At 64.2% G+C, this 21,285-nt stretch carries 20 protein-coding genes; 5 read left to right on the top strand and 15 right to left on the bottom strand.

What is annotated here, in order from left to right:
• The first annotated feature begins 21 nt into the window (after positions 1 to 21).
• Positions 22 to 819: an exodeoxyribonuclease III gene (gene xth / locus I6F21_RS18135; protein WP_225139995.1), complete on the top strand. Its 798-nt coding sequence runs from the start codon at positions 22 to 24 to the stop codon at positions 817 to 819.
• Positions 820 to 834: 15 nt separating this feature from the next.
• Here xth and I6F21_RS18130 read toward each other — a convergent pair whose 3' ends face one another.
• The 6 genes from I6F21_RS18130 to I6F21_RS18105 all read right to left on the bottom strand — a co-directional run bounded on the left by I6F21_RS18130 (position 835) and on the right by I6F21_RS18105 (position 7,667).
• Positions 835 to 1,662, bottom strand: coding sequence for a tetratricopeptide repeat protein (locus tag I6F21_RS18130; RefSeq protein WP_225139996.1), 828 nt, complete (start codon positions 1,660 to 1,662; stop codon positions 835 to 837).
• Positions 1,649 to 3,370 carry a dihydroxy-acid dehydratase gene (gene ilvD / locus I6F21_RS18125; RefSeq protein ID WP_225139997.1) on the bottom strand — a complete coding sequence of 574 codons (1,722 nt, stop codon included), beginning with the start codon at positions 3,368 to 3,370 and terminating at the stop codon, positions 1,649 to 1,651. Before ilvD ends, I6F21_RS18130 begins: the two co-directional genes overlap by 14 nt.
• Before the next feature lie 1,518 nt (positions 3,371 to 4,888).
• Positions 4,889 to 5,146, bottom strand: a complete 258-nt coding sequence (locus tag I6F21_RS18120; RefSeq protein WP_036009816.1) for a hypothetical protein — start codon at positions 5,144 to 5,146, stop codon at positions 4,889 to 4,891.
• 121 nt (positions 5,147 to 5,267) lie between these two features.
• Positions 5,268 to 5,480: a hypothetical protein gene (locus tag I6F21_RS18115; RefSeq protein ID WP_109143656.1), complete on the bottom strand. Its 213-nt coding sequence runs from the start codon at positions 5,478 to 5,480 to the stop codon at positions 5,268 to 5,270.
• 151 nt (positions 5,481 to 5,631) lie between these two features.
• Positions 5,632 to 5,808, bottom strand: coding sequence for a hypothetical protein (locus I6F21_RS18110; RefSeq protein ID WP_192893196.1), 177 nt, complete (start codon positions 5,806 to 5,808; stop codon positions 5,632 to 5,634).
• Between the two features lie 122 nt (positions 5,809 to 5,930).
• Positions 5,931 to 7,667 carry an adenylate/guanylate cyclase domain-containing protein gene (locus tag I6F21_RS18105; protein ID WP_225125264.1) on the bottom strand — a complete coding sequence of 579 codons (1,737 nt, stop codon included), beginning with the start codon at positions 7,665 to 7,667 and terminating at the stop codon, positions 5,931 to 5,933.
• Between the two features lie 317 nt (positions 7,668 to 7,984).
• Between I6F21_RS18105 and I6F21_RS18100 the strand changes: the two genes are divergently transcribed.
• Complete coding sequence (locus I6F21_RS18100; RefSeq protein WP_225139998.1) at positions 7,985 to 10,174, top strand: lytic transglycosylase domain-containing protein; 2,190 nt, start codon at positions 7,985 to 7,987, stop codon at positions 10,172 to 10,174.
• 176 nt (positions 10,175 to 10,350) lie between these two features.
• Here I6F21_RS18100 and I6F21_RS18095 read toward each other — a convergent pair whose 3' ends face one another.
• The 3 genes from I6F21_RS18095 to I6F21_RS18085 are packed head-to-tail and all read right to left on the bottom strand — an operon-like array spanning position 10,351 to position 11,287.
• Positions 10,351 to 10,713 carry a hypothetical protein gene (locus tag I6F21_RS18095; protein ID WP_036031661.1) on the bottom strand — a complete coding sequence of 121 codons (363 nt, stop codon included), beginning with the start codon at positions 10,711 to 10,713 and terminating at the stop codon, positions 10,351 to 10,353.
• The gene (locus I6F21_RS18090) at positions 10,710 to 10,898 is read right to left on the bottom strand and encodes a hypothetical protein (RefSeq protein ID WP_036009825.1); all 189 of its coding nucleotides are present in this window, start codon (positions 10,896 to 10,898) and stop codon (positions 10,710 to 10,712) included. The genes I6F21_RS18095 and I6F21_RS18090 overlap by 4 nt, the downstream gene beginning before the upstream one ends.
• Positions 10,895 to 11,287 carry a hypothetical protein gene (locus tag I6F21_RS18085; protein ID WP_225139999.1) on the bottom strand — a complete coding sequence of 131 codons (393 nt, stop codon included), beginning with the start codon at positions 11,285 to 11,287 and terminating at the stop codon, positions 10,895 to 10,897. The genes I6F21_RS18090 and I6F21_RS18085 overlap by 4 nt, the downstream gene beginning before the upstream one ends.
• A gap of 639 nt (positions 11,288 to 11,926) precedes the next feature.
• On the opposite strand from I6F21_RS18085, the gene I6F21_RS18080 reads away from it, so the two are divergent.
• From I6F21_RS18080 to I6F21_RS18070, 3 genes are all read left to right on the top strand, one after another.
• Positions 11,927 to 13,912, top strand: coding sequence for a PAS domain S-box protein (locus I6F21_RS18080; protein WP_225183354.1), 1,986 nt, complete (start codon positions 11,927 to 11,929; stop codon positions 13,910 to 13,912).
• Complete coding sequence (locus tag I6F21_RS18075) at positions 13,909 to 14,580, top strand: response regulator transcription factor (RefSeq protein WP_225133699.1); 672 nt, start codon at positions 13,909 to 13,911, stop codon at positions 14,578 to 14,580. The genes I6F21_RS18080 and I6F21_RS18075 overlap by 4 nt, the downstream gene beginning before the upstream one ends.
• A 96-nt stretch (positions 14,581 to 14,676) precedes the next feature.
• Positions 14,677 to 15,063, top strand: a complete 387-nt coding sequence (locus I6F21_RS18070) for a response regulator (RefSeq protein WP_109143649.1) — start codon at positions 14,677 to 14,679, stop codon at positions 15,061 to 15,063.
• A gap of 55 nt (positions 15,064 to 15,118) precedes the next feature.
• On the opposite strand, the gene I6F21_RS18065 is transcribed toward I6F21_RS18070, so the two are convergent.
• The 6 genes from I6F21_RS18065 to I6F21_RS18040 all read right to left on the bottom strand — a co-directional run bounded on the left by I6F21_RS18065 (position 15,119) and on the right by I6F21_RS18040 (position 21,285).
• Positions 15,119 to 16,090: a tripartite tricarboxylate transporter substrate binding protein BugD gene (locus I6F21_RS18065; RefSeq protein WP_225140001.1), complete on the bottom strand. Its 972-nt coding sequence runs from the start codon at positions 16,088 to 16,090 to the stop codon at positions 15,119 to 15,121.
• A gap of 249 nt (positions 16,091 to 16,339) precedes the next feature.
• On the bottom strand, positions 16,340 to 17,581 hold the full coding sequence (locus I6F21_RS18060; RefSeq protein WP_225140002.1) for a threonine synthase: 1,242 nt from the start codon (positions 17,579 to 17,581) through the stop codon (positions 16,340 to 16,342).
• Positions 17,582 to 17,725: 144 nt separating this feature from the next.
• On the bottom strand, positions 17,726 to 19,147 hold the full coding sequence (lpdA, locus tag I6F21_RS18055) for a dihydrolipoyl dehydrogenase (protein WP_225140003.1): 1,422 nt from the start codon (positions 19,145 to 19,147) through the stop codon (positions 17,726 to 17,728).
• A 17-nt stretch (positions 19,148 to 19,164) separates the two neighbouring features.
• Positions 19,165 to 19,371 (bottom strand): hypothetical protein, encoded by a 207-nt coding sequence (locus I6F21_RS18050; protein WP_225124159.1) that lies wholly within the window; start codon positions 19,369 to 19,371, stop codon positions 19,165 to 19,167.
• 49 nt (positions 19,372 to 19,420) lie between these two features.
• Positions 19,421 to 20,770: a pyruvate dehydrogenase complex dihydrolipoamide acetyltransferase gene (locus tag I6F21_RS18045; protein WP_036044339.1), complete on the bottom strand. Its 1,350-nt coding sequence runs from the start codon at positions 20,768 to 20,770 to the stop codon at positions 19,421 to 19,423.
• A 62-nt stretch (positions 20,771 to 20,832) separates the two neighbouring features.
• Positions 20,833 to 21,285, bottom strand: a complete 453-nt coding sequence (locus tag I6F21_RS18040; protein ID WP_225112501.1) for a nucleoside deaminase — start codon at positions 21,283 to 21,285, stop codon at positions 20,833 to 20,835.

Genomic DNA, 21,285 nt, shown 5'->3' with positions numbered 1-21,285 from the left:
CCCCCGCCCGGAGCCCTGCCAATGCCCATCAGAGTAGCCACCTGGAACGTGAACTCGGTCCGGCAGCGGATCGATCTGCTCCTGACCTGGCTGAAAGAGTGCCAGCCGGACATCGTCTGCCTGCAGGAGATCAAGTGCGTCGACGAGGCCTTTCCGCGGCTGGAGATCGAGGCACTCGGCTACAACGTGGTGACGCACGGGCAGAAGACGTTCAACGGCGTCGCCCTGCTGTCCAAGCTCAGGTTCGACGAGACCAAGTCGGGCCTTGCCGGCGACGACGAGGATAGCCATGCCCGCTTCCTCGAAGGCGTGGTCACGCTGAAGTCCGGCGTGCTGCGCATCGCCTGCCTCTATCTGCCCAATGGCAATCCGGTCGGGACCGATAAATATCCCTACAAGCTCAAATGGATGTCGCGGCTTCTTGATTATTCGAAGGAGCGACTGAAGGAGGAGGTCCCGCTGATCCTGGCCGGCGACTTCAACGTCATCCCGCATGCCCGCGACGTGCACAATCCGGCCGCCTGGACCGAGGACGCCTTGTTCAAGACCGAGACGCGCGAGAGCTTCCAGTCCCTGCTCGGCATCGGCCTCAGCGACGCCTTGCGCGCCGTCACCGACGAGGGCGGGCTCTACACGTTCTGGGACTACCAGGCCGGGGCCTGGCAGAAGAACCAGGGGCTGCGGATCGACCACCTGCTGCTGTCGCCGCAGGCCAGCGACAAGCTCGCCAATGTCGGCATCGACAGCTATGTGCGCGGCTGGGAAAAGCCGTCGGACCACGTGCCGGTGTGGGCGGATCTGGATCTCGAGGCGGCTTAAGGCCGCCTCAGCCGATCACTCCCGACGCCCCTGCACCCATTGCTCCAGCATTTGCAGGGCCATAGCGCGGTCGTCGTCGGAGGCCTTGGCGAAGGCGCGGTTGTAGCTTTCCTTGATCCAGACCTCGTCGGCACCGGCGCTGTCGCGCGCCAGCGTCAGCCACATCAGGCCGCGCGCGGCCTGCCGCGGCAGGCGGTCGCCGTTGAACAGCATCTGGCCGAGCAAGGCCTGGGCCTGGTGCTGGCCCTTCTGCGCGGCGAGGCCAAGCCAGCGCGCGCCATAGCGGTAGTCCTCGCGCGAGGCGTCCGGGGTCTTCAGGTACAGACGGGCGAGGTCGTACTGCGCGTCTGCATTGCCGAAATAGGATGCGGCATAGGAGAACATCTCGCGGGCGCGGTCCGGGTCGGCCTTGACCTTCGAATTCGGGATGCCGGCCAGATAGTAGCGGCCGAGGGCAACGAAGGCGTTGGCCACGATCTGCGCCTGCGGCGCCGACGGGCTGTCCTCGGCATGCGCGTTGGCGATCCGGCTGAAATATTCGAAGGCACGCAGATCGTCCTGGGCGACGCCGTCGCCGTTGGCGTACATGCGGCCGAGCTTCCACTGCGCGATGGGGTGGCCGCCCTCGGCGGCATATTGCAAGGCGCTGAGCGAGGTTTCCTGGGTTGCGACCTGCGGCGGAACCTTAGTGCGCACCGCACCCGCAGCGCCGGGCAAGGTCGTCACGACCGGGATGGTGGCGTCCTTCGGGTTGACCGGCGAACCGTCGAAGGCGAACGCCGGCACGGCCAGCGCAACCGCCCCCAACACAAACGCAACTGTGGCACGCCTAAATGTCCGCATAGCACTGTTTCTCGTGCGCGCCGCCCGGATGGGTCACTGCCCCCCCGACCGCCGGTCCAACTTGCTGAGCATATTTCCAGAGCGCACCCGACGTGTGGTTAGTCGCGCGGGCGCTCCATTTGGTTCTGCGCTGGGCGAGCTCGGCGTCGCTCAATTTTACGTTAAGGGTACCGGCCACCGCGTCGATCTCGATGACGTCGCCGTCCTCGAGCAGCCCGATCGGGCCGCCGACCGCCGCCTCCGGCCCGACATGGCCGATGCAGAAGCCGCGGGTGGCGCCGGAGAAGCGGCCGTCGGTGATGAGCGCGATCTTGCCGCCCATGCCCTGGCCGGTCAGCGCTGCCGTGGTCTGGAGCATTTCCCGCATGCCGGGACCGCCCTTCGGCCCCTCGTAGCGGATCACGATGACTTCGCCTTCGCGGTAGGTGCGGTTCTGGACCGCCTCGAACGCGTCCTCCTCACGGTCGAAGCACCTGGCCGGACCGGTAAACCTGAGGTTGGACATTCCCGCGACTTTCACGATCGCACCTTCTGGCGCCAAATTGCCCTTCAGGCCGACCACACCGCCTGTCACGGTGATGGGCTTGTCTGCCGGGTGCACCACGTCCTGGTGCGGATTCCATTTCACGCTCTTGAGGTTTTCGGCGATCGTGCGGCCTGTGACGGTAAGGCAATCACCGTGCAGGAAGCCGTTGTCGAACAGCGTCTTCATCAGAAGCGGTATGCCACCTACTTCAAACATGTCTTTGGCGACATAACGGCCACCCGGCTTCAAATCCGCGACATATGGTGTCTTTTTGAAGATTTCAGCGACGTCGAACAGGTCGAACTTGATGCCGACCTCGTGCGCGATCGCAGGCAGGTGCAGCGCAGCATTGGTCGAGCCGCCGGATGCAGCGACCACGGCGGCCGCATTCTCCAGCGCCTTGCGGGTGACGATGTCGCGCGGCCGGATGTTCTGGGCGATCAGGTCCATCACCTTCTCGCCCGCGGTCATGCAGAAGGCGTCACGGATCTCGTAGGGCGCCGGGGCACCGGCCGAGTACGGCAGCGCCAGCCCGATCGCCTCTGAGACGGTCGCCATGGTGTTGGCGGTGAACTGCGCGCCGCAGGCGCCGGCCGAGGGACAGGCGACGCGCTCGATCTCGTCGAGGTCCTCGTCCGACATGGCGCCGACCGAATGCTTGCCGACCGCCTCGAACATGTCCTGCACGGTGACCTGCTGCCCGCGGAAATTGCCGGGCAGGATCGAGCCGCCATAGATGAAGATCGAGGGCACGTTGAGGCGGACCATCGCCATCATCATGCCCGGCAGCGACTTGTCGCAGCCGGCGAGCCCGACGAGCGCGTCATAGGCATGGCCGCGCACGGTCAGCTCGACCGAATCGGCGATGCATTCGCGCGACGGCAGCGAGGAGCGCATGCCGTCATGGCCCATGGCGATGCCGTCGGTCACGGTGATGGTGCAGAATTCGCGCGGCGTGCCGCCGGCGGACGCGACGCCTTTCTTCACCGCCTGAGCCTGACGCATCAGCGCGATGTTGCAGGGAGCAGCTTCGTTCCAGCACGAGGCGACGCCGACGAAGGGCTGGTGGATCTGCTCGGTGGTCAGACCCATGGCGTAGAAATAGGACCGGTGCGGCGCGCGCGCAGGGCCTTCCGTCACGTGACGGCTCGGCAGCCTTTGCTTGTTGATCTTCGCGCCCATCGCAACCAGCTTCTCCGGCCAACCCTTTCAGACCCGAAAAATCAGAGCCAAGATTTGAATCGACCTTGGGATTTTCTCGTCGCCTTCGAAGACCGCCACTGCCCTTAAAACATTAGAGCGATTTTATTCATGTCCGGGTGTGGCCAAAAAGCGGCGGCGATGCGAACCGCCGGTGATAAGGGTTAAATCCGATGTGGGTGTTGCACAGACAGCACAATCGTTACCGGGAAGACACGGGTTTGCTTACGTGGATACCTCGCTAAAGTGACGATCGACAACCTGAGATCTTTCGGAAGGCACAGAACATCCACTCTGGACAACAGGCGGGCATTCCCGAAGTGAGTCGGCGGCAGCCCCACGCGAACCGATGCGCATCGCTCGTGTCCCGGACAAGTTGCAACGCGCGGGCGTTGCGGCGCGGAGTCGGCACGCCAGGCAACACGGCGATTGCGGATAGATGGGCGCCGGCTCGGCAGCGCACCGTTGAACCGGACGATGCTTCGCATCGCCGGGGGACGCTGCGCTGCGTCCAGGGCACGAGAGCGAAGAGTAGCGCTCGCTCTCTCCTCCTCGTCATTGCGAGGAGCCCTTGCGACGAAGCAATCCAGAATCCCGCCGCGGAAAGATTCTGGATTGCTTCCGCCTTCGCCAAAGGCTTCCGCGGACAAGTCGCTGCGCTCGCAATGACGGAGTGTGAGGCGACGCTGCGTTCTCCAAGTAACACTTGTCATTCCCCGCGAAGGCGGGGAATCCAGTACGCCGCGGCCTCTCGATTCAATCACTGGCGTCTCGGAGTACTGGATCGCCCGGTCAAGCCGGGCGATGACACCGAATGTGTGACGCAGACGTGCGTACTCGGCCTCGCGGCTGCTTCGCCCGAGCTTTGCTTCGTCTCGCTGCCCTCATAGCCAAGAGGGCGCAGGGAAGGCCGGGTGCCGGCTGGCACCCGCGGTCCGCTGCGCGAAAAGCACACGCAGGAAGAACCGCACAGCAGCATACAGGTGAAGCCCAACACACGGCCTTCCCTGCGCGATGGTCGGACGGCTTATGCCGCGCTCTCCCGGGAGCCGAGTTCCCTCTGGCCTCCCTCGCTCCCGCGAAAGTCGCCGGCACCGCGCCGGTTGACGTCAATGCCGCATTCGCCAGAGCTTGGCCGTAGCAACGACGGCCAGGACCACACGGTTTTGCCGTACGCGCGGTTCGTTGGCGCCGCAGGGTTCGACGGCGTTGTGCACGTTGCCATCGAAATGCCGGCGCGACGAACCTGACAGCGCCGCTCGTCCGTACGAAGCCTCGGGCTCACGGAGAGCAATCCGCCCTGCCCTCAGCTCTCGTACACGACGCTGCCGCGTCCACCGCAAGCCCGGCTCGCGACAATGACGACCTCATGATCGCCCCTCGAGATTGAGCCGGGATGGGCGACACATACGTCATTTCCGAATTTCGGTAAAGTGGAATATTTTAGAGCGGGCAGATTGACAGAGAAGCGAAACATCGACGAGACGGCGACGCCGAACATCAGGACCGCCCGCGCGAGCGTTGCGCCTGGGCCCAGGCGACAGCGACATCGCGTGGCGGGGCATCGACGCGCTTGATGGGGGTCAATTCGCCGGAGGCCGAGACGATCGCCGTTTCTTCGCGGCGGCAACGCGTGCAGACGAAGCGGACCTCGTGCGGCGACGCCGACCAGCTCGACCGTTTCACATTGGCCGCCATCGGCCAGGCATCGCAATGCGAGCACGACACCAGAAATCGACCGGGATCGAGCATACCCATTCCATTGGACTCCGCGTCCTGCCGCCTCCTTCAATGATTAATGCATGTGAATCGTTCCGGTGCTACAGCACCGCCGGCATTGGCTCGAGTGCCCTACCGGTTCCGCGCATCCGCAAAGTGCTCAGCGGGCGCCCTTGAGGGTGCAGGAGGTCGTGCAGGTGACCGTCGTGCCGCGGTCGCACGTTTTGCAGGCGCTGACGCACTGGTTCATGTCGCGTGGATTGTAGCTGTAGTTGCGCAACGGACAGGCCGGATTCGTCGAGCCGGTGATGTCCTGCTCCTGATCGCAGGCCGCCGTCATGAGCGCGAATATGATCACTGCAACGAGGCGCATGGGATTGCCCTGTCAGACATGGCAAATCACACTCACGAGGCGCGCTGCATTGCAGCGAACCCCGGCCTTCCCACCAACGAGTGTCGCCGACCGGCGATGCTCGCTTGCTCCAAGGATGCGCGCCAAACGTTAAGAACGGATTTCAGCCGGCTCAGGCCGCAGCCGTCGTCGCGATCGCCTGCCGGATATCGACGGCCAGCTGACGGTACTGTTCCCCGAGCTTCAAATAGAACTCGCGCTTGCTGCTGTCGGTGGCGAGCTTGGCGATCAGCTCGCATTCGGCGCTGAGCGTCTCGAACCGTTCCAGCCTGTCCTCGAGATGTGTCATCGGCGTGTCCCCATCAGACGCCTCATGGACACCCAACCTAAGCCCGGGAAATAGGTCACGGCGAACATCGTTATGGAGTAGCATCTTTTTTCCGGCGCGGCGTGCCGACCGCAAAGGCACGGCTATTTCTGCTCCAGCCGCCAGACGCCGTCCCAATCGGGATCCGGCGGATTGGCCACAAATTGAGCGATGCGGCCGAGCATCGTGCGCGAGGGGCCGTCGCCGGGGACCGCCTCGAGCGCCGCGTTGAAGGCGGCGCGGGCATCGTCGAAGCGCCGCGCACGATAGGCGGCGAGACCATCGGCATAATGCGTGCGCAAGCTCACTTGCGCATCGCTGAGCGCGCCCGGTCTCGCCATCAGCTCGAAGATCGCCTGCGGCGCGCTTTGGCCCGCGACCGCCAGACGATCGATCTCGCGCAATTCCAGGCGCGATCCGATCCCGTCCGCGGTCGCCTGCGAGATCAGGATGCGGGTGCCGTAGACCTTGTTGACGGCCTCCAGCCGCGAGGCGAGATTCACGGCATCGCCCATCACGGTGAAGCTCATCATCAGCTCGGAACCGATACTGCCGGTCAGGACCTCGCCCGTGGCGATGCCGATGCGAAGATCGCACGGCGCCGGCATGGCGCGGATGCCGAGCAGGTCCGGCAGCTGCTTCTGCAGCGCGGGCACCTGATCGGTCATCTCGACGGCGGCGAGCCCTGCGAGCAGACCCTGCTCCTCCTCCTCGATGAAGGGCGGCCCCCAATAGGACATGATGGCGTCGCCGATATATTTGTCGATGATCCCGCGATTGTTCCTGATGGGAGCAGACATCACGGTGAAGTAGTGGTTCATCACCTTGACGAGGCCGCGCGGCGTCATGCCCTCGCTCATCGAGGTGAAGCCGCTCATGTCGCAGAACAAGATGGTCATCACCCGGCGCTCACCGTCGATGGCGACCTCCGGCCGGTCGATCAGGCCCTGCACCACCTTCGGGTCGATGTAACGGCCGAAGGTCTCGCGAATGCGCTCGTTGTGCCTGAGCTGCTCGATCATGCGGTTGAAGGCGGCGGCGAGCTCGCCGATCTCGTCCTGTGTCGAGACGGTGATGGGCTTGTCGAACCGGCCCGCCTCGACCTCGCGGGCGCCGGCCAGCAGCAGGCGCACCGGTCGCGTAATGCCGCTACTCACCAGCAGCGCAAACACGAAGCCGACGATCGCCGCGAGCAGGGTTACGACCCCCGAGACGATGATGGTCTGGTGCTGGCGGCCGATCACCTGAGACGTCGAGAAATAGACCTGCGCCAGCATGTCGGCGCGGATCGCATCGACCTTCCGGTTGAACGCATCGCGCAGCGTGTCGAGGTGTTCCAGCGTGCCGCGGGCCGCGGCCATATCCTTGGCGTCGACCTGCTTGAGCAGTTTCGCATTGCCCTCGTCCAGATCGCGCCGCAGCTCGGTGACGGAGCTTTCGATCCGGACGTCGAGCCGTGCCAGCGCGGCGTTGTCGGAATACGTCCTGGGGTCGTCGATGATCGCGTTGATGAGCTTGCGAGCGGCCTCGGCCTCCCGCTCGAAATTGCGGTCCAAGGCCTCGAAGTCGCGAAGCCGCGCCGCGTAGGCCTCCTCGTCCGACGGCGCCTCCATCCTGGTCATCACCATCCGCCGCTGCGCCAGCGCCCGTTCCAGCGAGCGGATGTTCGCGCGCGCCAGATGGCTATAGGCCGGGATGTAGCGGTTGGTCAGCTCGTCGAGCAAAATGCCGACCTGGCTAGACATCACCATCGACAGGATCGAGGTGACCAGCATCAGGACGATCAATCCGAGCGCGATGCCGACGATCTTGCGCCGGATCGACTGGTTGAAAATCGGCATAGGTACAGGGCAAAGGTTGAAAGGATGAAGAGAAGGAACTCATACACCGGATTTCGCCGAGGGAACACGCGCAATCTGGCCGTTCCGGCGTCCTGTACCGTGCGCAATCGTCGCGCGAGTCCAGATCGTTAACAAAGGTTAAAGCCACTGCCTCTTCCGTCCTTTCGGAAGTTCCCCAGTTCCAATCCGTATTTTGCCGCATTGTTGCGACAGCCTGAGGATGCGACACGATGCCGACGCATCGTTCGGTACTTTGATTCGCAAGCCGCATGTCGCGGACCTTGGTTTGTAGTGGTTTTCGCAGGGGGGACCATCCAATGAACCAGTGCCTACGCTCGCTCGCGTGTGTCGTTGCCGTGGCCGCGATGGCCCTCCTTCCCACCGAGCTTGCGGCGAAGAGCAGTCAAAAATCATCCGCACCGAAGAAGACGCATGAGGCGAAAGCGGGCAAGCACCGCCACGCCTCCGCCGGCAAAGCGCGGCACGGCAAGCACGCCGAGGCCAAGCGCAAATCGAAGAAGGCGGTCGAGGAGCCCGCGGCCAAGCCGGCGCTGCCGCCGCTGACCGGCGATCTCGCCGCGCTGAAGGACGCCATCGACCTGACGCGCAAGGGCAAGACCGAAGACGCGAGCGCTGCGCGCGACCGCATCACGGACCCTGCCGGACAGAAGCTCGCCGACTGGTTCATGCTGCGCCATCCCGACAGTACCGCGAATTTCAAGCGCTACGCCGCCTTCCTCGCCGCCAATCCCGGTTGGCCGAGCAGCGCCCTGCTCCGCCGCCGTGCCGAGGCACGGCTGTGGCAGGAGAAGGCCGACGCGGCCATCGTGCACAAGTTCACGATGGATCGCCCGACCAGCGCCAAGGGCAAGTTCGCACTCGCGCGCGTCCTGCTCGCCGAAGGTGAGACCGACAGGGCTGCGCGGCTGGTCCGGGAAACCTGGCGCGCGGAGGAACTGTCCGAGCGGAGCGAAGAGGACTCCTATGCGGCGTTCGGCGACCTTCTGTCCGCCGACGATCACCGCGCGCGCATGGACAAGCGCCTCGGCGCCAAGGATTATGCAGGTGCGCGGCGCGCGGCGAAGCGGCTCGGCGAGGACGCGCTCGCGATCGTGAAGGCCTGCGCCGCCGTCACCGGCAAGGCGAGCAAGGCCAAGGATCTGCTCGAGGACGTCGCGGCCGAGGAGCGACGCGATCTCGGTTACGTGCTGTGCCGCGCGCAGTGGCATCTTCAGAACGACCGCATCGACGACGCGGCCGAGGTGATCCTCGCTGCCAAGCCCGACATGATGGCCGCGCAGGACACCGATGCCTGGTGGCGCGAGCGCCGCATGCTGGCGCGCAAGCTGCTCGATCAGGGCAAGGCCAGGATCGCCTATGACGTGGTGCATACGGCCGCGGTGCCGGAAAAGGAGGTCTACCGCGTCGACTATCACTTCATGTGCGGCTGGATCGCGCTACGCTATCTCGACGATCCCAAGACGGCGATGGTGCATTTCGCCTCGATCGACGCTGGCTCGTCCAATCCGATCGCGCTGTCGCGGGCGCATTACTGGCGCGGCCGCGCGGCCGAAGCCATGGGCGCGGCGGCCGACGCGCGCATGAGCTACCGGGCGGCGGCGCGCTATCACACCGCCTATTACGGCCAGCTCGCCCGCGCCAGGCTCGGCCTCGACGGCATCGAACTGCGTCCGCCCTCGCCGGTGCTGGCCTCGGCCGATGCGCAGCTTGCGGACGAGCGCGTGCGCGCCGCCGACATGCTCTACGGCATCGGCGAGCGCGACATGGTGTTCTATTACGCCGAGGATTTCGCCAAAGAGAGCACCGACGTCGCCGCGCTGGAAGCGCTCGGCGAGCTTGCGGGCCGGCGCAACGATGCGCGCGTGATGCTGGAGGTCGGCAAGACCGCGTTGGCGCGCGGGCTCGCGCTCGACCATTACGCCTTCCCGACCATCGGCATCCCCGAGCACAAGCAGGTCGCACCGGCGATCGAGACCAGCGTGATCTATTCGGTGGCACGCACCGAGAGCTCGTTCGAGCAGCGCGACAAGTCGCATGCCAACGCGGTCGGGCTGATGCAGGTGACGCCGGAAGCGGGACGCGACACCGCGAAGCGCTTCGGCCTGACTTACGACTGGGACAGGATGGTCTCCGACCCCGTCTACAACACGCAGATGGGCGCCGCCGAGCTCAGCGCGCTGTTCTCGGAATATCGCGGTAACCAGATCATGACCTTCGCCGGATACAATGCCGGCCGCGGCCGCGTGCGTGAATGGGTGCAGAAGCGCGGTGATCCCCGGGACCCCAACATCGATCCGGTCGACTGGGTCGAGCGCATCCCGCTGTCCGAGACGCGCAACTACGTCCAGCGCGTGATGGAGAACGTGCTGGTCTACCGGGCAAGGTTCGAGGGCAGCAGCATGATCGCCGGCAAGAGCGACCAGCGCGTGGTGACGCACGAGGCCAGCGCAACGGAGCCAGCGGCGGCCGCAGCACCCATTCCCTGATCAACGCCGCCGGGGCTGGACGCGGCGCCTGCAAGAATACGGTGCTGCGGCTTCTACGCGCGTGCAGCCGCGCAGCTAAAGCGCGATGCGATTAGGATGAATCGTCATCGCGCTTTACGTTATTGTTTGAGCATGATCGTTTCGGAAAACCGCTTCACACTTTTCCGGATCATGCTCTAGGTATCACCTCCTTCCATCGTGATCGGGTCGCGACTGTCCAAATAGGCGCCGGTCAAAGCTCTCGCGAAGGTCCAGGCAGTGATCGTGCAGCCCCAGCACCAGACGGCACTCATCACCGTCAACGTCTGGATCATGCTGCCAGCGGCGAGCTCGACCTTGCCGGCAATTGGTTCCGTCCGCCCAGGCACCGGCCAGTGCATGAACAGCGTGGAGAATTCGCCGCGCCGGTAACAATCGTCGTCACAGTAACGGCGCTGCGTCCGCGCATGGCGGACATAGCCGGAGCGGAGCGACCGCGAGCATGTGCTGCACGCGGCCGCGTGCAACGGCGGCTCGTGATTGACCACCACGAATTTCATGAAGCCGCTCTCACGCCATCTTTGGCGAGCGTCTCGCAGAACAGCGCGTAGCACTGATGATCGCAGTAAGGCAGACGGGTCGCGATCTCGCGCAAATAACTGCCGCTGATCGGCTCGCAGCACTGCATGCACGAGGTCTGCCGGAACGGGGTCCGGCCGTTGACCAGCACGAAAGCGAATCTCATGTGGCACCTCCCAAAGCGAAGCAGTAAACGCTGTCGAGCGGAGACAGTGCGGGCGGTGGAGCGCACAGATGATTCCGGCCGTCCGGATTATCCCTGTTTCGCTCCACCTTTTGCGGTGGGATCAGAATGTATCTCCCGTCCTCCCGGCGCCGCGCATAGATCTGGCCGTCGATGTACTTGATGTCGGTCGGATAACAGTCGGCGCTGTTGCAACAACTGAGGCTCGGGTTATCAGGCATGTGCCAGGTGGAATAGAACTTTTCGTGCAGCGCCTGGTCCCGGGGTGGGTGCTTGCGATGAACGGCACCGTGTCCCGTCTCCTGTGCCTGGCCGGCCGCGATGGGGGCGATGAGAACGATCCAGCAGAAGAGCTTGCATGAGCGGTTCAACGCACGGCCTCCCGGATCAACTCTCCAATCCAGCCTTATGCGACCTGGGCCCGAAACAACCACCGGCGGTCGCGTTCGCTTCGCGTGCGGAAACGATCAACGCACTTCTTGGAGCAGAGCGCCGTGCGCCAGGAATAGTAGCGGATCAGGCCAAACTTGCCGCCGCACACCGCACAGCCCTTGACTGAGGAGCAACTTTCGGACGCCGATGGGCGACGCTCAGGAAGTACCGACATATCGCACATTGCTGTCTCCCTCTGTTGCTTGCGCTTTTCTCGGCTGTTCGCTTCGACACTCCCGATGGTCGAGAGGCTAGTCCGCCGGGCACGAAACGCTCAATTGTACGGAGGTAAAATGGCCGACATGACTAGGCATGGAGGAGCTATACCTAAGTTTGTCCCGTATTCGCCCGGGCCCACGCGGCCCGAGTTCAACGAGACGGCGCACGACGCACCGGCTGCACGGTCACCGTGAACCTCGGCCGGCACGGTGTCCGTGAGGCGCCGCAATGGACCTGGCGGTGAGCGGACGGTCCAAAGGCGAACGTCATGACGGCCGACCCGACTTTGGCTGGAATTGCTCCTCTGGCCGCAACGTGCTCTACTCCTGTTCACGCAGAGAGTGCCGGGAGCGTCAGCGATGAAGCCTGGCCGGGCAGCGACGTTCGGAAAGTCAGCCGCGCAATTCCTCGTCGGCTGCTTGAGGCAAACTGTTCCCGCCAAGCAGCGCACCGATGCCAATGCCGCCGACTTGCTCGAGGCGGTCAAGCAATGGCAGCAGGTCTTCGAGCACACGCCGGTCATGTACTTCATGGTGGATCCGGCCGGTACCGTGATCAACGTGAACACATTCGGCGCCGAGCAGCTGGGCTACACGCCGGCGGAGTTGATCGGCCGATCCGTGCTGGATGTCTTCCTCGCGGAAGATCGCGCCACTGTCCGCGCCTGTGTCGCGATGTGCCTCAAGACCCTTGATCAGTCACACACCTGGGAGATCCGGAAGGTTCGCAAGGACGGCTCGATGTTATGGGTGCGCGAGAACGCCAAGGCCATGCTGCGAGCCAATGGCGGGCCGATCGTGCTGGTCGCCTGCGAGAACATCACTGAGCGGAAGGAGGCCGAGAACGCGCTGCGACAGAGCGAGGCTTATCTCGCCCAGGCGCAGGAATTGAGCCACACTGGTAGTTTTGGCTGGAAGGCCGCAACCCGCGAGATCACCTGGTCCAAGGAGACCTATCGCATCTTCGAATGCGAGGAAGGGACGAAGCCCGCGATCCCCTTCATGCTCCAGCGGATCCATCCGGAGGACCGGCTCGCCGTGCAGCAGACGACGGGCCGGGCGGCGCGCGAGGGCAAGGACTATGATCACGAATACCGGCTGGTGATGCCCGACGGTTCCATCAAATACGTCCGAGCGGTGGCACGGGCAACGCGAGATGCGAGCGGTCGCGTTGAGTTCGTCGGATCGGTAACCGACATCACCGCTACCAAGGAGGCAGAACGCAGGCTTCGTGACAGCGAGCAGCGCTTTCGCGATTATGCCGAAACTGCGTCTGACTGGTTCTGGGAAACCGGGCCGGACCACCGGGTCACCCAGATATCCGAGCACTCCGATACCAACACCGCCCCCGCAGGCCTGATCGGGCTCGCGCGTTGGGACATTGCGCCCGACGCCGCTCTCGAGCCCGAAAAATGGCGACAACATCGAGCGGCGCTCGACTCCCACGTCCCGTTCCGCGACTTGGTGTACCGCAGCAAAGACCGTAGTGGGCAGCCGATCTACGTCCGGACCAGCGGCAAGCCCTTCTTCGACGCGGACGGCACTTTCCTGGGCTACCGTGGCGTTTGCACGGACGTAACCGCCGCCATCCGGGCCAACCAAGCCGAAGACGCGCTGCGCAAGGCCCAGGCCGAGCTCGCCCATGTGACACGTGTCACGACACTGGGTGAGCTGACCGCTTCGATTGCGCACGAAATCAATCAGCCGCTCGCTGCAGTGATCGCAAACGCCGACGCCTGCCTCGCCTGGCTGCAACGCAGTCCGCCGGATCTCAAAGCGGCCCGCCGCTCGGTCGAGTGGATCATCGAGGACGGCAGGCGTGCCGGCGACGTGATCCGTCACGTTCGGGCGCTCGCCAAGCGTTCTGACATCGAGATGGTTCCGCTCGACGCCAATGCGGTCGTGCGGGAGGCCGTCGCGCTGGTTCAACGCGAGATGGCCAGCCACGCCGTGTCCGTCCGCATGGAGCTGTCGTCGGCACTGCCGAGGATCTTTGGCGATCGCATCCAATTGCAGCAGGTCCTGATCAACCTGATCATGAACGGGATCGAGGCCATGGCAGACGTCCACGATCGCCCGCGCGAGCTGGCGATTCGCTCACAGGCGAGCGGCGATAGCGCGATGCAGGTGAGCGTTTCCGACTGCGGAACCGGCATCAGCGAACAGGCGATAGACCGCCTGTTCACGCCGTTCTTCACCACGAAGTCCTCCGGCATGGGCATGGGCCTGTCGATCTGTCGATCGATCATCGAGGCCCATGGCGGGCGACTTTCCGCCATATCAAACCAGGAGCGCGGCGCGACTTTTCAGATCACCTTGCCCCTCCACCGAGAGGAAGCATCGTGACCGAGCGCGCGGACTCTTCGCCGCCGCAGAAGGACGGCGATCAGCCCCTTGTCCTCATCGTCGACGACGACGCGTCCATGCGCCGTGCGCTCACCAATCTGTTCGAGTCGGTCGGTCTCAAGGTCGAAGCATTCGGCTCGGCGCCGCAGCTCCTGCAGGCCAAGCCGCCAGACGTCCCGAGCTGCCTGGTGCTCGACATCCGCCTGCCCGGAACGAGCGGCCTCGAGCTGCAGGCCGACCTTGCAAAGGCAAATATCCACACGCCTATCATCTTCATTACCGGTCATGGCGATATCCCCATGACGGTTCGGGCCATGAAGAGCGGGGCGATCGACTTCTTGACCAAGCCGGTCCGCGATCAGGACATTCTCGACGCAGTTCAGGCCGCGATCGAGCGAGACCGCAAGCGCCGCGACCTCAACAGGTTGGTCTCGACGGTCAGATCACGCTTCGAGTCACTGTCCTCGCGGGAGCGAGACGTATTGTCACTGGTGACGTCCGGCCTGATGAACAAGCAGGTCGCCGCCCAGCTCGGATTGGCCGAAATCACCGTCAAGATCTACCGCGGCCAGATCATGCGGAAGATGGGCGCGAAGTCGCTGGCCGATCTGGTGAGAATGAGCGAGGCGCTCGGGATCGGCCCGAACAAGCCCGATGCACAAACCTAAGTATGAGTTTCCAATCGTGACCGGCAGGTCCACCTTGCGCCTTTATGTTCTAGCCGTGGCGACGGCAAGCGTAATTCCCGGCGAGGAGCGGACGTCTTGTCAGTGGCTTCGGTCATCTCGGTGCTTGACGACGACCCCTACGTTCGGGCCGCGATCAACAATCTCCTGGAATCGCGCGGATACAACGTCCACACATTCGCCTCGGCGGAAGAGTTCCTGAGCTCGACCGATTCGAGCGACACCTCGTGCGTGATCGCCGACGTGCAGATGCCGCTGATGAGCGGAATCGATCTGTTGACGCAAATGCGGGCGCAGGGGTCGGCTACGCCGTTCATATTCATCACAGCTTTCCCGGATGAGGGCGTGCGTGTGCGGGCGCTCGATGCGGGCGCAATCTGTTTTCTCGGTAAGCCGTTCGCCGCCTCGGATCTGATGCAATGCCTGGACCGTGCGCTGGCACCAGGTCACCAAACCACGTCGTGAGCGCCCCGCCGCCAGCAAACGCGGCGGTGACGCCGCGAGGAGTGCGCCGCCCGGTTCAATCCACCTTGATGTTCGCCGCCTTGATGATCGGCCACCATTTGGCGATCTCGGCCCTTTGCCGCGTGCCGAGCGCTTCGGGCGTGAGCTGATCCTTGGGTGTCATCTCGAGACCCTGGCTTTCGAGCTGCTTGCGCACCGCAGGATCGTTCAGCGCCTCCACGGCCGCGGCGTTGAGCTTTGCAACGATCTCCTTCGGTGTGCCCTTCGGCACCCACATGCCCGACCACAGCGTCATGTTGAAGCCTTTCAGGCCCGCCTCCTCCGCGGTCGGGATCTCGGGTGCGGAGGCGAGGCGTTTGTCGTCGGTGACGGCATAGGCGCGGATGGTGCCGGCGCGGACCTGGCTGATGGAATTGGAGGTCTGGTCGACGATGATGTCGATCTGGCCGGCGATGAGATCGTTCAATGCCGGTGCAGTGCCGCGATACGGCACGAATTGCAGCTTGATGCCGGAGACGCTCTCGAAATAGACGCCGGCGATGTGGCTGCCGGAGCCCGCGCCGGCCGTGCCGGCGGTCGGCGGCGACGGCCGCGACTTCAGCCAGTCGATCAGCTCCTTCAGCGAGGTCGCCGGCACCGCATTCTTGCTGACCACGATCATCGGGTTGCTCGGCAGCAGCACCACCGGCTCGAGGTCGGCAACGAGGTCGAATTTGAGCTTGTAGACGGCGCCGTTGGCGACGTGGGTCCCGAGATGGCCGAACGAGATGGTGTAGCCGTCGGGCGGCGATTGCACGGCACGACCGACACCGATCGAGCCGCCTGCTCCGGTGACGTTCTCGACCACGACCGGCTGGCCCAGCGGCACCCGCATACGCTCGGCGAGCACCCGCGCCATTGCGTCCGAAGGGCCCCCGGCCGCGAACGGCACGACGATGGTAATGGGACGCGAGGGAAAATCGTCGGCGCGCGCGGCGCCTGCAACAGCGAGAACAGCAATCAGCGCAGCCCAGAAGGCCTTCTTCATTGTCTTCTCCCCAGTGATGTCTTTTTCTTCACCTCGCCCCGCTTGCGGGGAGAGGTCGAATTGCGAAGCAATTCGGGTGAGGGGGAGTCTCCGCGAACTCAACTGTCACTGTGTTTGCGGAAGCAGCCCCTCACCCCGACCCTCTCCCCGTAAGAACGGGGAGAGGGAGAAGCCACAAGCCGATTGACTATTCGAAGTTCTAACTTGCTTCTCCCTCTCCCCGTAAGAACGGGGAGAGGGAGAAGCAAGTTAGAACTTCGAATAGTCAATCGGCTTGTGGCGATCGAGCGTGCGGGTGACCGGCGGCAGCGGATATTTCAGGCCGGTCGCGCAGTTGAACAGCATGACGCGATCGGTCTTGCTGACCCGGCCGTCGGCGAGACTTTCCTTGTAGGCGGCGTAGGTCGCGGCACCCTCGGGGCAGAGCAAGAGCCCCTCCTCGCGCGCGACCTCGTTCAGCGCCGCCGAGATCTTGTCGTCATCGACGGCAATGGCAAAACCTTTGCTCTCGCGCACGGCACGCAGGATGAGGAAATCGCCGATTGCCTGCGGCACGCGGATGCCCGAGGCGATGGTGTGTGCGTCCTCCCAGCGCGTCGCATGCTCGGTGCCGGCGTCATAGGCGCGTACCATCGGCGCGCAGCCGGAGGCCTGCACCGCGACCATGCGCGGGCGCTTTGAGCCGATGAAGCCGATCTTCTCCAGCTCGTCGAACGCCTTCCACATCCCGATCAGGCCGGTGCCGCCGCCGGTCGGATAGAAGATCACGTCGGGCACGTCCCAGCCGAGCTGCTCGGCGAGTTCGAGGCCCATCGTCTTCTTGCCCTCGATGCGGTACGGCTCCTTCAAGGTCGAGGTGTCGAACCAGCCGACCTTGGCCTTGCCCTCGCCGACGATCTTGCCGCAATCGTCGATATAGCCGTTGACGCGGTAGACGGTCGCGCCCTGCAGCTCGATCTCGCTGACGTTCACTTCGGGCGTGTCAGCCGGGCAGAAGATCGTGGTCTTGATGCCGCAGGACGTGGCGTAGGCCGCCAGCGCCGCGCCGGCATTGCCGTTGGTCGGCATCGCCATATGCTTGATGCCGAGCGCCTTGCCCATCGACACCGCCATGACGAGGCCGCGCGCCTTGAACGAGCCGGTCGGCAGCCGTCCCTCGTCCTTGACGATGATCTCGCCGCCGCCGAGTTTTGCGCCGAGCTTCGGCAGCCGGACCAGGGGCGTCGTGACTTCGCCGAGCGAGACAATGTCCTTGCATTTGCGCACGGGCAAGAGCTCGCGGTAGCGCCACATGTCGCCGGGGCGCTGGGCGAGCGCATCCTTGGTCAGCGCCTTCTTCACGCCCGCGAGGTCGTAGCGTACCAGAAGCGGCTTGCCGGCCTTGGAGAGGTTGTGAACCTCGTCGGCCGCGTAATGATCGCCCTCCATCGCGCATTCGAGATGGGTGACGAAGGTCGGACGTTCGATGGTGAGATTGTCGTTGTCGTGCATGGGATGATTTCCTTCTTGTTCTGCAAACAGCTCTCTCTGCTCGTCATTGCGAGCGAAGCGAAGCAATCCAGAATCTTTCCGCAGCAGCAGTCTGGATTGCTTCGCTTCGCTCGCAATGACGGCGGCGGGCGACGCGCTCGCCCCTCAAATGTTCAACACCCGTCCATACGCATCCAGCACGGCTTCCTTCATCATCTCCGACAGGGTCGGATGCGGGAAGACCGTGTGCATCAGCTCTTCTTCCGTCGTCTCCAGATTCATGGCGACGACGTAGCCCTGGATCAGCTCGGTGACCTCCGCGCCGACCATGTGGGCCCCGAGCAGTTGGCCGGTCTTCTTGTCGAAGATCACCTTGACCAGGCCCTGGTCCTCGCCGAGCGCGATCGCTTTGCCATTGCCGACGAAGGGGAAGCGGCCGACGCGGATTTCGCGGCCGCTCTCTTTCGCTTTGGCTTCAGTGAGGCCAACCGAGGCGACCTGAGGGTGGCAATAGGTGCAGCCCGGGATCATGTTCTTGTCGAGGGGATGCGGATTGAGGCCCTTGATCGCTTCGACGCAGATCACGCCCTCATGCTCGGCCTTGTGCGCCAGCATCGGGGGGCCGGCAACGTCGCCGATGGCGTAGATGCCGGGGACGTTGGTCTTGCCGTAGCCGTCGACCACGATGATGCCGCGGTCGGTCTTCACGCCGACTTTTTCCAGGCCGAGATTCTCGATGTTGCCGACGACGCCGACCGCCGAGATCACGCGCTCGAACTCTGATGTGACAGGCTTGCCCTTGCCGTCGTCGATGGTGGCGAGGACGCTGTCGGCCTTCTTCTCCAGCTTGGTGACCTTGGTCGAGGACATGATCTTGATGCCCTGCTTCTCCAGCCGCTTGCGGGCGAGGCCCGCGATCTCGGCGTCCTCGACGGGCAGAATCTGCGGCAGCACCTCGACCACGGTGACGTCGCTTCCCATGGTGTGGAAGAACGAGGCGAACTCGATGCCGATCGCGCCGGAGCCGACCACCAGCAGCGACTTCGGCATCCGCTCCGGCACCATCGCCTCGAAATAGGTCCAGACCAGCTTCTTGTCCGGCTCGAGGCCGGGCAGCACGCGCGGCCGCGCACCGGTGGCGACGATGATGTGCTTGGCCTGGTAGGTCCCCTCGCCTAGCGCGCCCTTCGGGCCCTCGACGTCGGACTTCTTCACCGTGACCTTGCCGGGCGCATCGATCGAGGCCGCGCCCCAGATCACGCTGACCTTGTTCTTCTTCATCAGGAAGCCGACGCCGTCATTGAGGCGCTTGGAGACGCCGCGCGAACGCTGCACCACCGCCTTCGGATCGAACGAGACCTTCTCGGCGGAGAGCCCGTAGTCCTTGGCGTGCTGCATGTAGTGGTAGATCTCGGCCGAACGCAGCAGCGCCTTGGTCGGAATGCAGCCCCAGTTGAGGCAGATGCCGCCGAGATAGGATTTTTCGACGATCGCGGTCTTGAAGCCGAGCTGCGCGGCGCGGATGGCGGTGACATAGCCGCCGGGGCCGGAGCCGATGATGATGACGTCGAAGGATGTGTCGGCCATAGCGGCTCCCGTTCAACTCAAGAAGCGCCGCGGGCGCGGCGCTTGACCAGAAAAGACCTCACCAGCCATTCGAGCAGCACCACCAGGACTATGATGGCAAGCGCAGTGAGCACGATCGGCTGGGCGATGTTCCGTGCCAGCTGCTCGCCGGCAAAGAACGCAGAGTGAAGAAAATCGAGCCCGACGGGGTTGAGCGCGACGATGACTCCGAGCAATAGCGATATCCATGGCCAGCGGGTCCGGACATGCAAGGTCGCCCCCTCTGCCGCCGCTTCAGACCATCATCATCACGGGGTTTTCGATCAGCTGCTTGAACGCGCCGATCAGCTCGGCGCCGAGCGCGCCGTCGATGGCGCGGTGATCGCAGGACAAGGTCACGCTCATCATGTGCGCGATCTCGATCTTGCCGCCGCGCACCACGGGACGCTCCTCGCTGGTGCCAACCGCAAGGATCGTGGCATGAGGCGGATTGATCACCGCAGTGAAGTGGCTGATGCCGTACATGCCGAGGTTGGAAACGGCCGTGGTGCCGCCCTGGTATTCCTCCGGCTTGAGCTTGCGCGAGCGGGCGCGCGCGGCAAAATCCTTCATCTCGTTGGAGATGGTCGAGAGCGTCTTGGTCTCCGCTTTCCGGATGATTGGCGTGATCAGGCCGCCGGGCATCGCGACGGCGACGCCGACGTCGGAATGGTGATGCTTGACCATGCCGCTTTCGGTCCAGCTGACGTTGCAGTTCGGGATCTTCTGCAGCGCGACCGCCATCGCCTTAATGACGAAATCGTTGACCGAGATCTTGTAGAGCGGCTTCTTCTCCTTGTCCTTCGGCGCGGCGGCGTTGATCTCCTCGCGGGCAGTGAGCAGCTTGCCGATGTCGCAGTCGATGGTGAGGTAGAAGTGCGGGACGTTCTGGATCGATGCGGTCAGGCGCTGGGCGATGGTGCGGCGCATGCCGTCATGCGGGACGATGTCGTAGGAGCCGGGCTCGAACAGCGACAGGATCTGCTTGTCCGACATGGTCGGCGCGATCGCAGGCGCGCCTGACGGTGCCGCGGCGGGCGCTTTCAGACCCTTGCCGGACTTGGCCTGCTCGACGTCGCGGGCGACCACGCGGCCGTGCGGACCGGTGCCGGCGACCATGGCGACATCGATGCCGGCCTCCTTGGCGAGACGGCGCGCCAGCGGCGACGAGAATACACGGCCGCCATGACCATTGGCTTGCGCTGCCGGAGCTGCAGCCTGCTGCGCGGGTGCCGCGGCGGGCGCAGCAGCTTTCGGTGCGGCAGGCGCAGGCGCGGGAGCCGGCGCAGCGGGAGCCTCAGCGGCCTTTGGCGGCGCGGCCGAGGCGCTGGGCTTGGCGCTACCCGCAGCCTTCACGTCCTCGCCCTCGCCGGCGAGCACGGCGATCACGTCGTTGACTGGGACATCCTGCGTACCCTCTGGCACCAGGATCTTGGCGATCGTGCCTTCGTCGATCGCCTCGACCTCCATGGTCGCCTTGTCGGTCTCGATCTCGGCGATGACGTCGCCGGACTTGACCTTGTCGCCCTCCTTCTTCAGCCACTTGGCGAGGTTGCCCTTCTCCATCGTCGGCGAGAGAGCGGGCATCAGGATGTTGATGGGCATGCTGACCTCAAGAAGAACTTCTCAAAAACGTCGTCCTCGATGTGAAGACGAACAGACCAGGTTTAGTTGCCGATGTCGCCCTGCCACAGGCGCTCATTGGTTGGGATGGAACGCCAATTCTTCATCATGGTGATGGAGCGGTCGTCGGCAAGGTCGATCCACGGAATCCCGAACTTGTCGAGAATGTCCTTGGAGCCTTCGAAGGTGACGGATTCCCCGATCACCACCAGCTTGACCTTGAACAGCGCGAGCGCGCCGGCGCACATCGAGCAAGGCGACAGCGTGGTGTACATGACGGTGTCGTGGAACGAGATCGCGCCGGCCTCGCGCAGGCAGCTCATCTCGCCATGCAGGATCGGATTGTTCTCCTGCACGCGGTTGTTGTGGCCGCGGGCGATGATCTTGTTGTCGCGCGTCAGCACCGCGCCGATCGGCAAGCCGCCCTGCGCGATCGAGGCTTCCGCCTCGCGGATCGCCTCCAGCATGAAATCGTAATGATGGGCTTCGATCGCCAT

It is taken from the genome of Bradyrhizobium sp. NBAIM03, assembly GCF_020194055.1.
Taxonomy (GTDB): domain Bacteria; phylum Pseudomonadota; class Alphaproteobacteria; order Rhizobiales; family Xanthobacteraceae; genus Bradyrhizobium; species Bradyrhizobium yuanmingense.
The sequence above is the reverse complement of the archived record's forward strand: the minus strand, read 5'-3'. Positions and strand labels throughout refer to the sequence as shown.

Excerpts from the sequence above, each read along its gene's own strand:
- I6F21_RS18045 (WP_036044339.1), bottom strand. The coding sequence starts at position 20,770 with ATGCCCATCAACATCCTGATGCCCGCTCTCTCGCCGACGATGGAGAAG.
- I6F21_RS18040 (WP_225112501.1), bottom strand. The coding sequence starts at position 21,285 with ATGGCGATCGAAGCCCATCATTACGATTTCATGCTGGAGGCGATCCGC.
- I6F21_RS18120 (WP_036009816.1), bottom strand. The coding sequence starts at position 5,146 with ATGGGTATGCTCGATCCCGGTCGATTTCTGGTGTCGTGCTCGCATTGC.
- I6F21_RS18100 (WP_225139998.1), top strand. The coding sequence starts at position 7,985 with ATGAACCAGTGCCTACGCTCGCTCGCGTGTGTCGTTGCCGTGGCCGCG.
- I6F21_RS18095 (WP_036031661.1), bottom strand. The coding sequence starts at position 10,713 with ATGAAATTCGTGGTGGTCAATCACGAGCCGCCGTTGCACGCGGCCGCG.
- lpdA (WP_225140003.1), bottom strand. The coding sequence starts at position 19,147 with ATGGCCGACACATCCTTCGACGTCATCATCATCGGCTCCGGCCCCGGC.
- I6F21_RS18080 (WP_225183354.1), top strand. The coding sequence starts at position 11,927 with ATGAAGCCTGGCCGGGCAGCGACGTTCGGAAAGTCAGCCGCGCAATTC.
- I6F21_RS18090 (WP_036009825.1), bottom strand. The coding sequence starts at position 10,898 with ATGAGATTCGCTTTCGTGCTGGTCAACGGCCGGACCCCGTTCCGGCAG.
- I6F21_RS18130 (WP_225139996.1), bottom strand. The coding sequence starts at position 1,662 with ATGCGGACATTTAGGCGTGCCACAGTTGCGTTTGTGTTGGGGGCGGTT.
- I6F21_RS18065 (WP_225140001.1), bottom strand. The coding sequence starts at position 16,090 with ATGAAGAAGGCCTTCTGGGCTGCGCTGATTGCTGTTCTCGCTGTTGCA.
- I6F21_RS18115 (WP_109143656.1), bottom strand. The coding sequence starts at position 5,480 with ATGCGCCTCGTTGCAGTGATCATATTCGCGCTCATGACGGCGGCCTGC.
- ilvD (WP_225139997.1), bottom strand. The coding sequence starts at position 3,370 with ATGGGCGCGAAGATCAACAAGCAAAGGCTGCCGAGCCGTCACGTGACG.
- I6F21_RS18060 (WP_225140002.1), bottom strand. The coding sequence starts at position 17,581 with ATGCACGACAACGACAATCTCACCATCGAACGTCCGACCTTCGTCACC.
- xth (WP_225139995.1), top strand. The coding sequence starts at position 22 with ATGCCCATCAGAGTAGCCACCTGGAACGTGAACTCGGTCCGGCAGCGG.
- I6F21_RS18105 (WP_225125264.1), bottom strand. The coding sequence starts at position 7,667 with ATGCCGATTTTCAACCAGTCGATCCGGCGCAAGATCGTCGGCATCGCG.
- I6F21_RS18110 (WP_192893196.1), bottom strand. The coding sequence starts at position 5,808 with ATGACACATCTCGAGGACAGGCTGGAACGGTTCGAGACGCTCAGCGCC.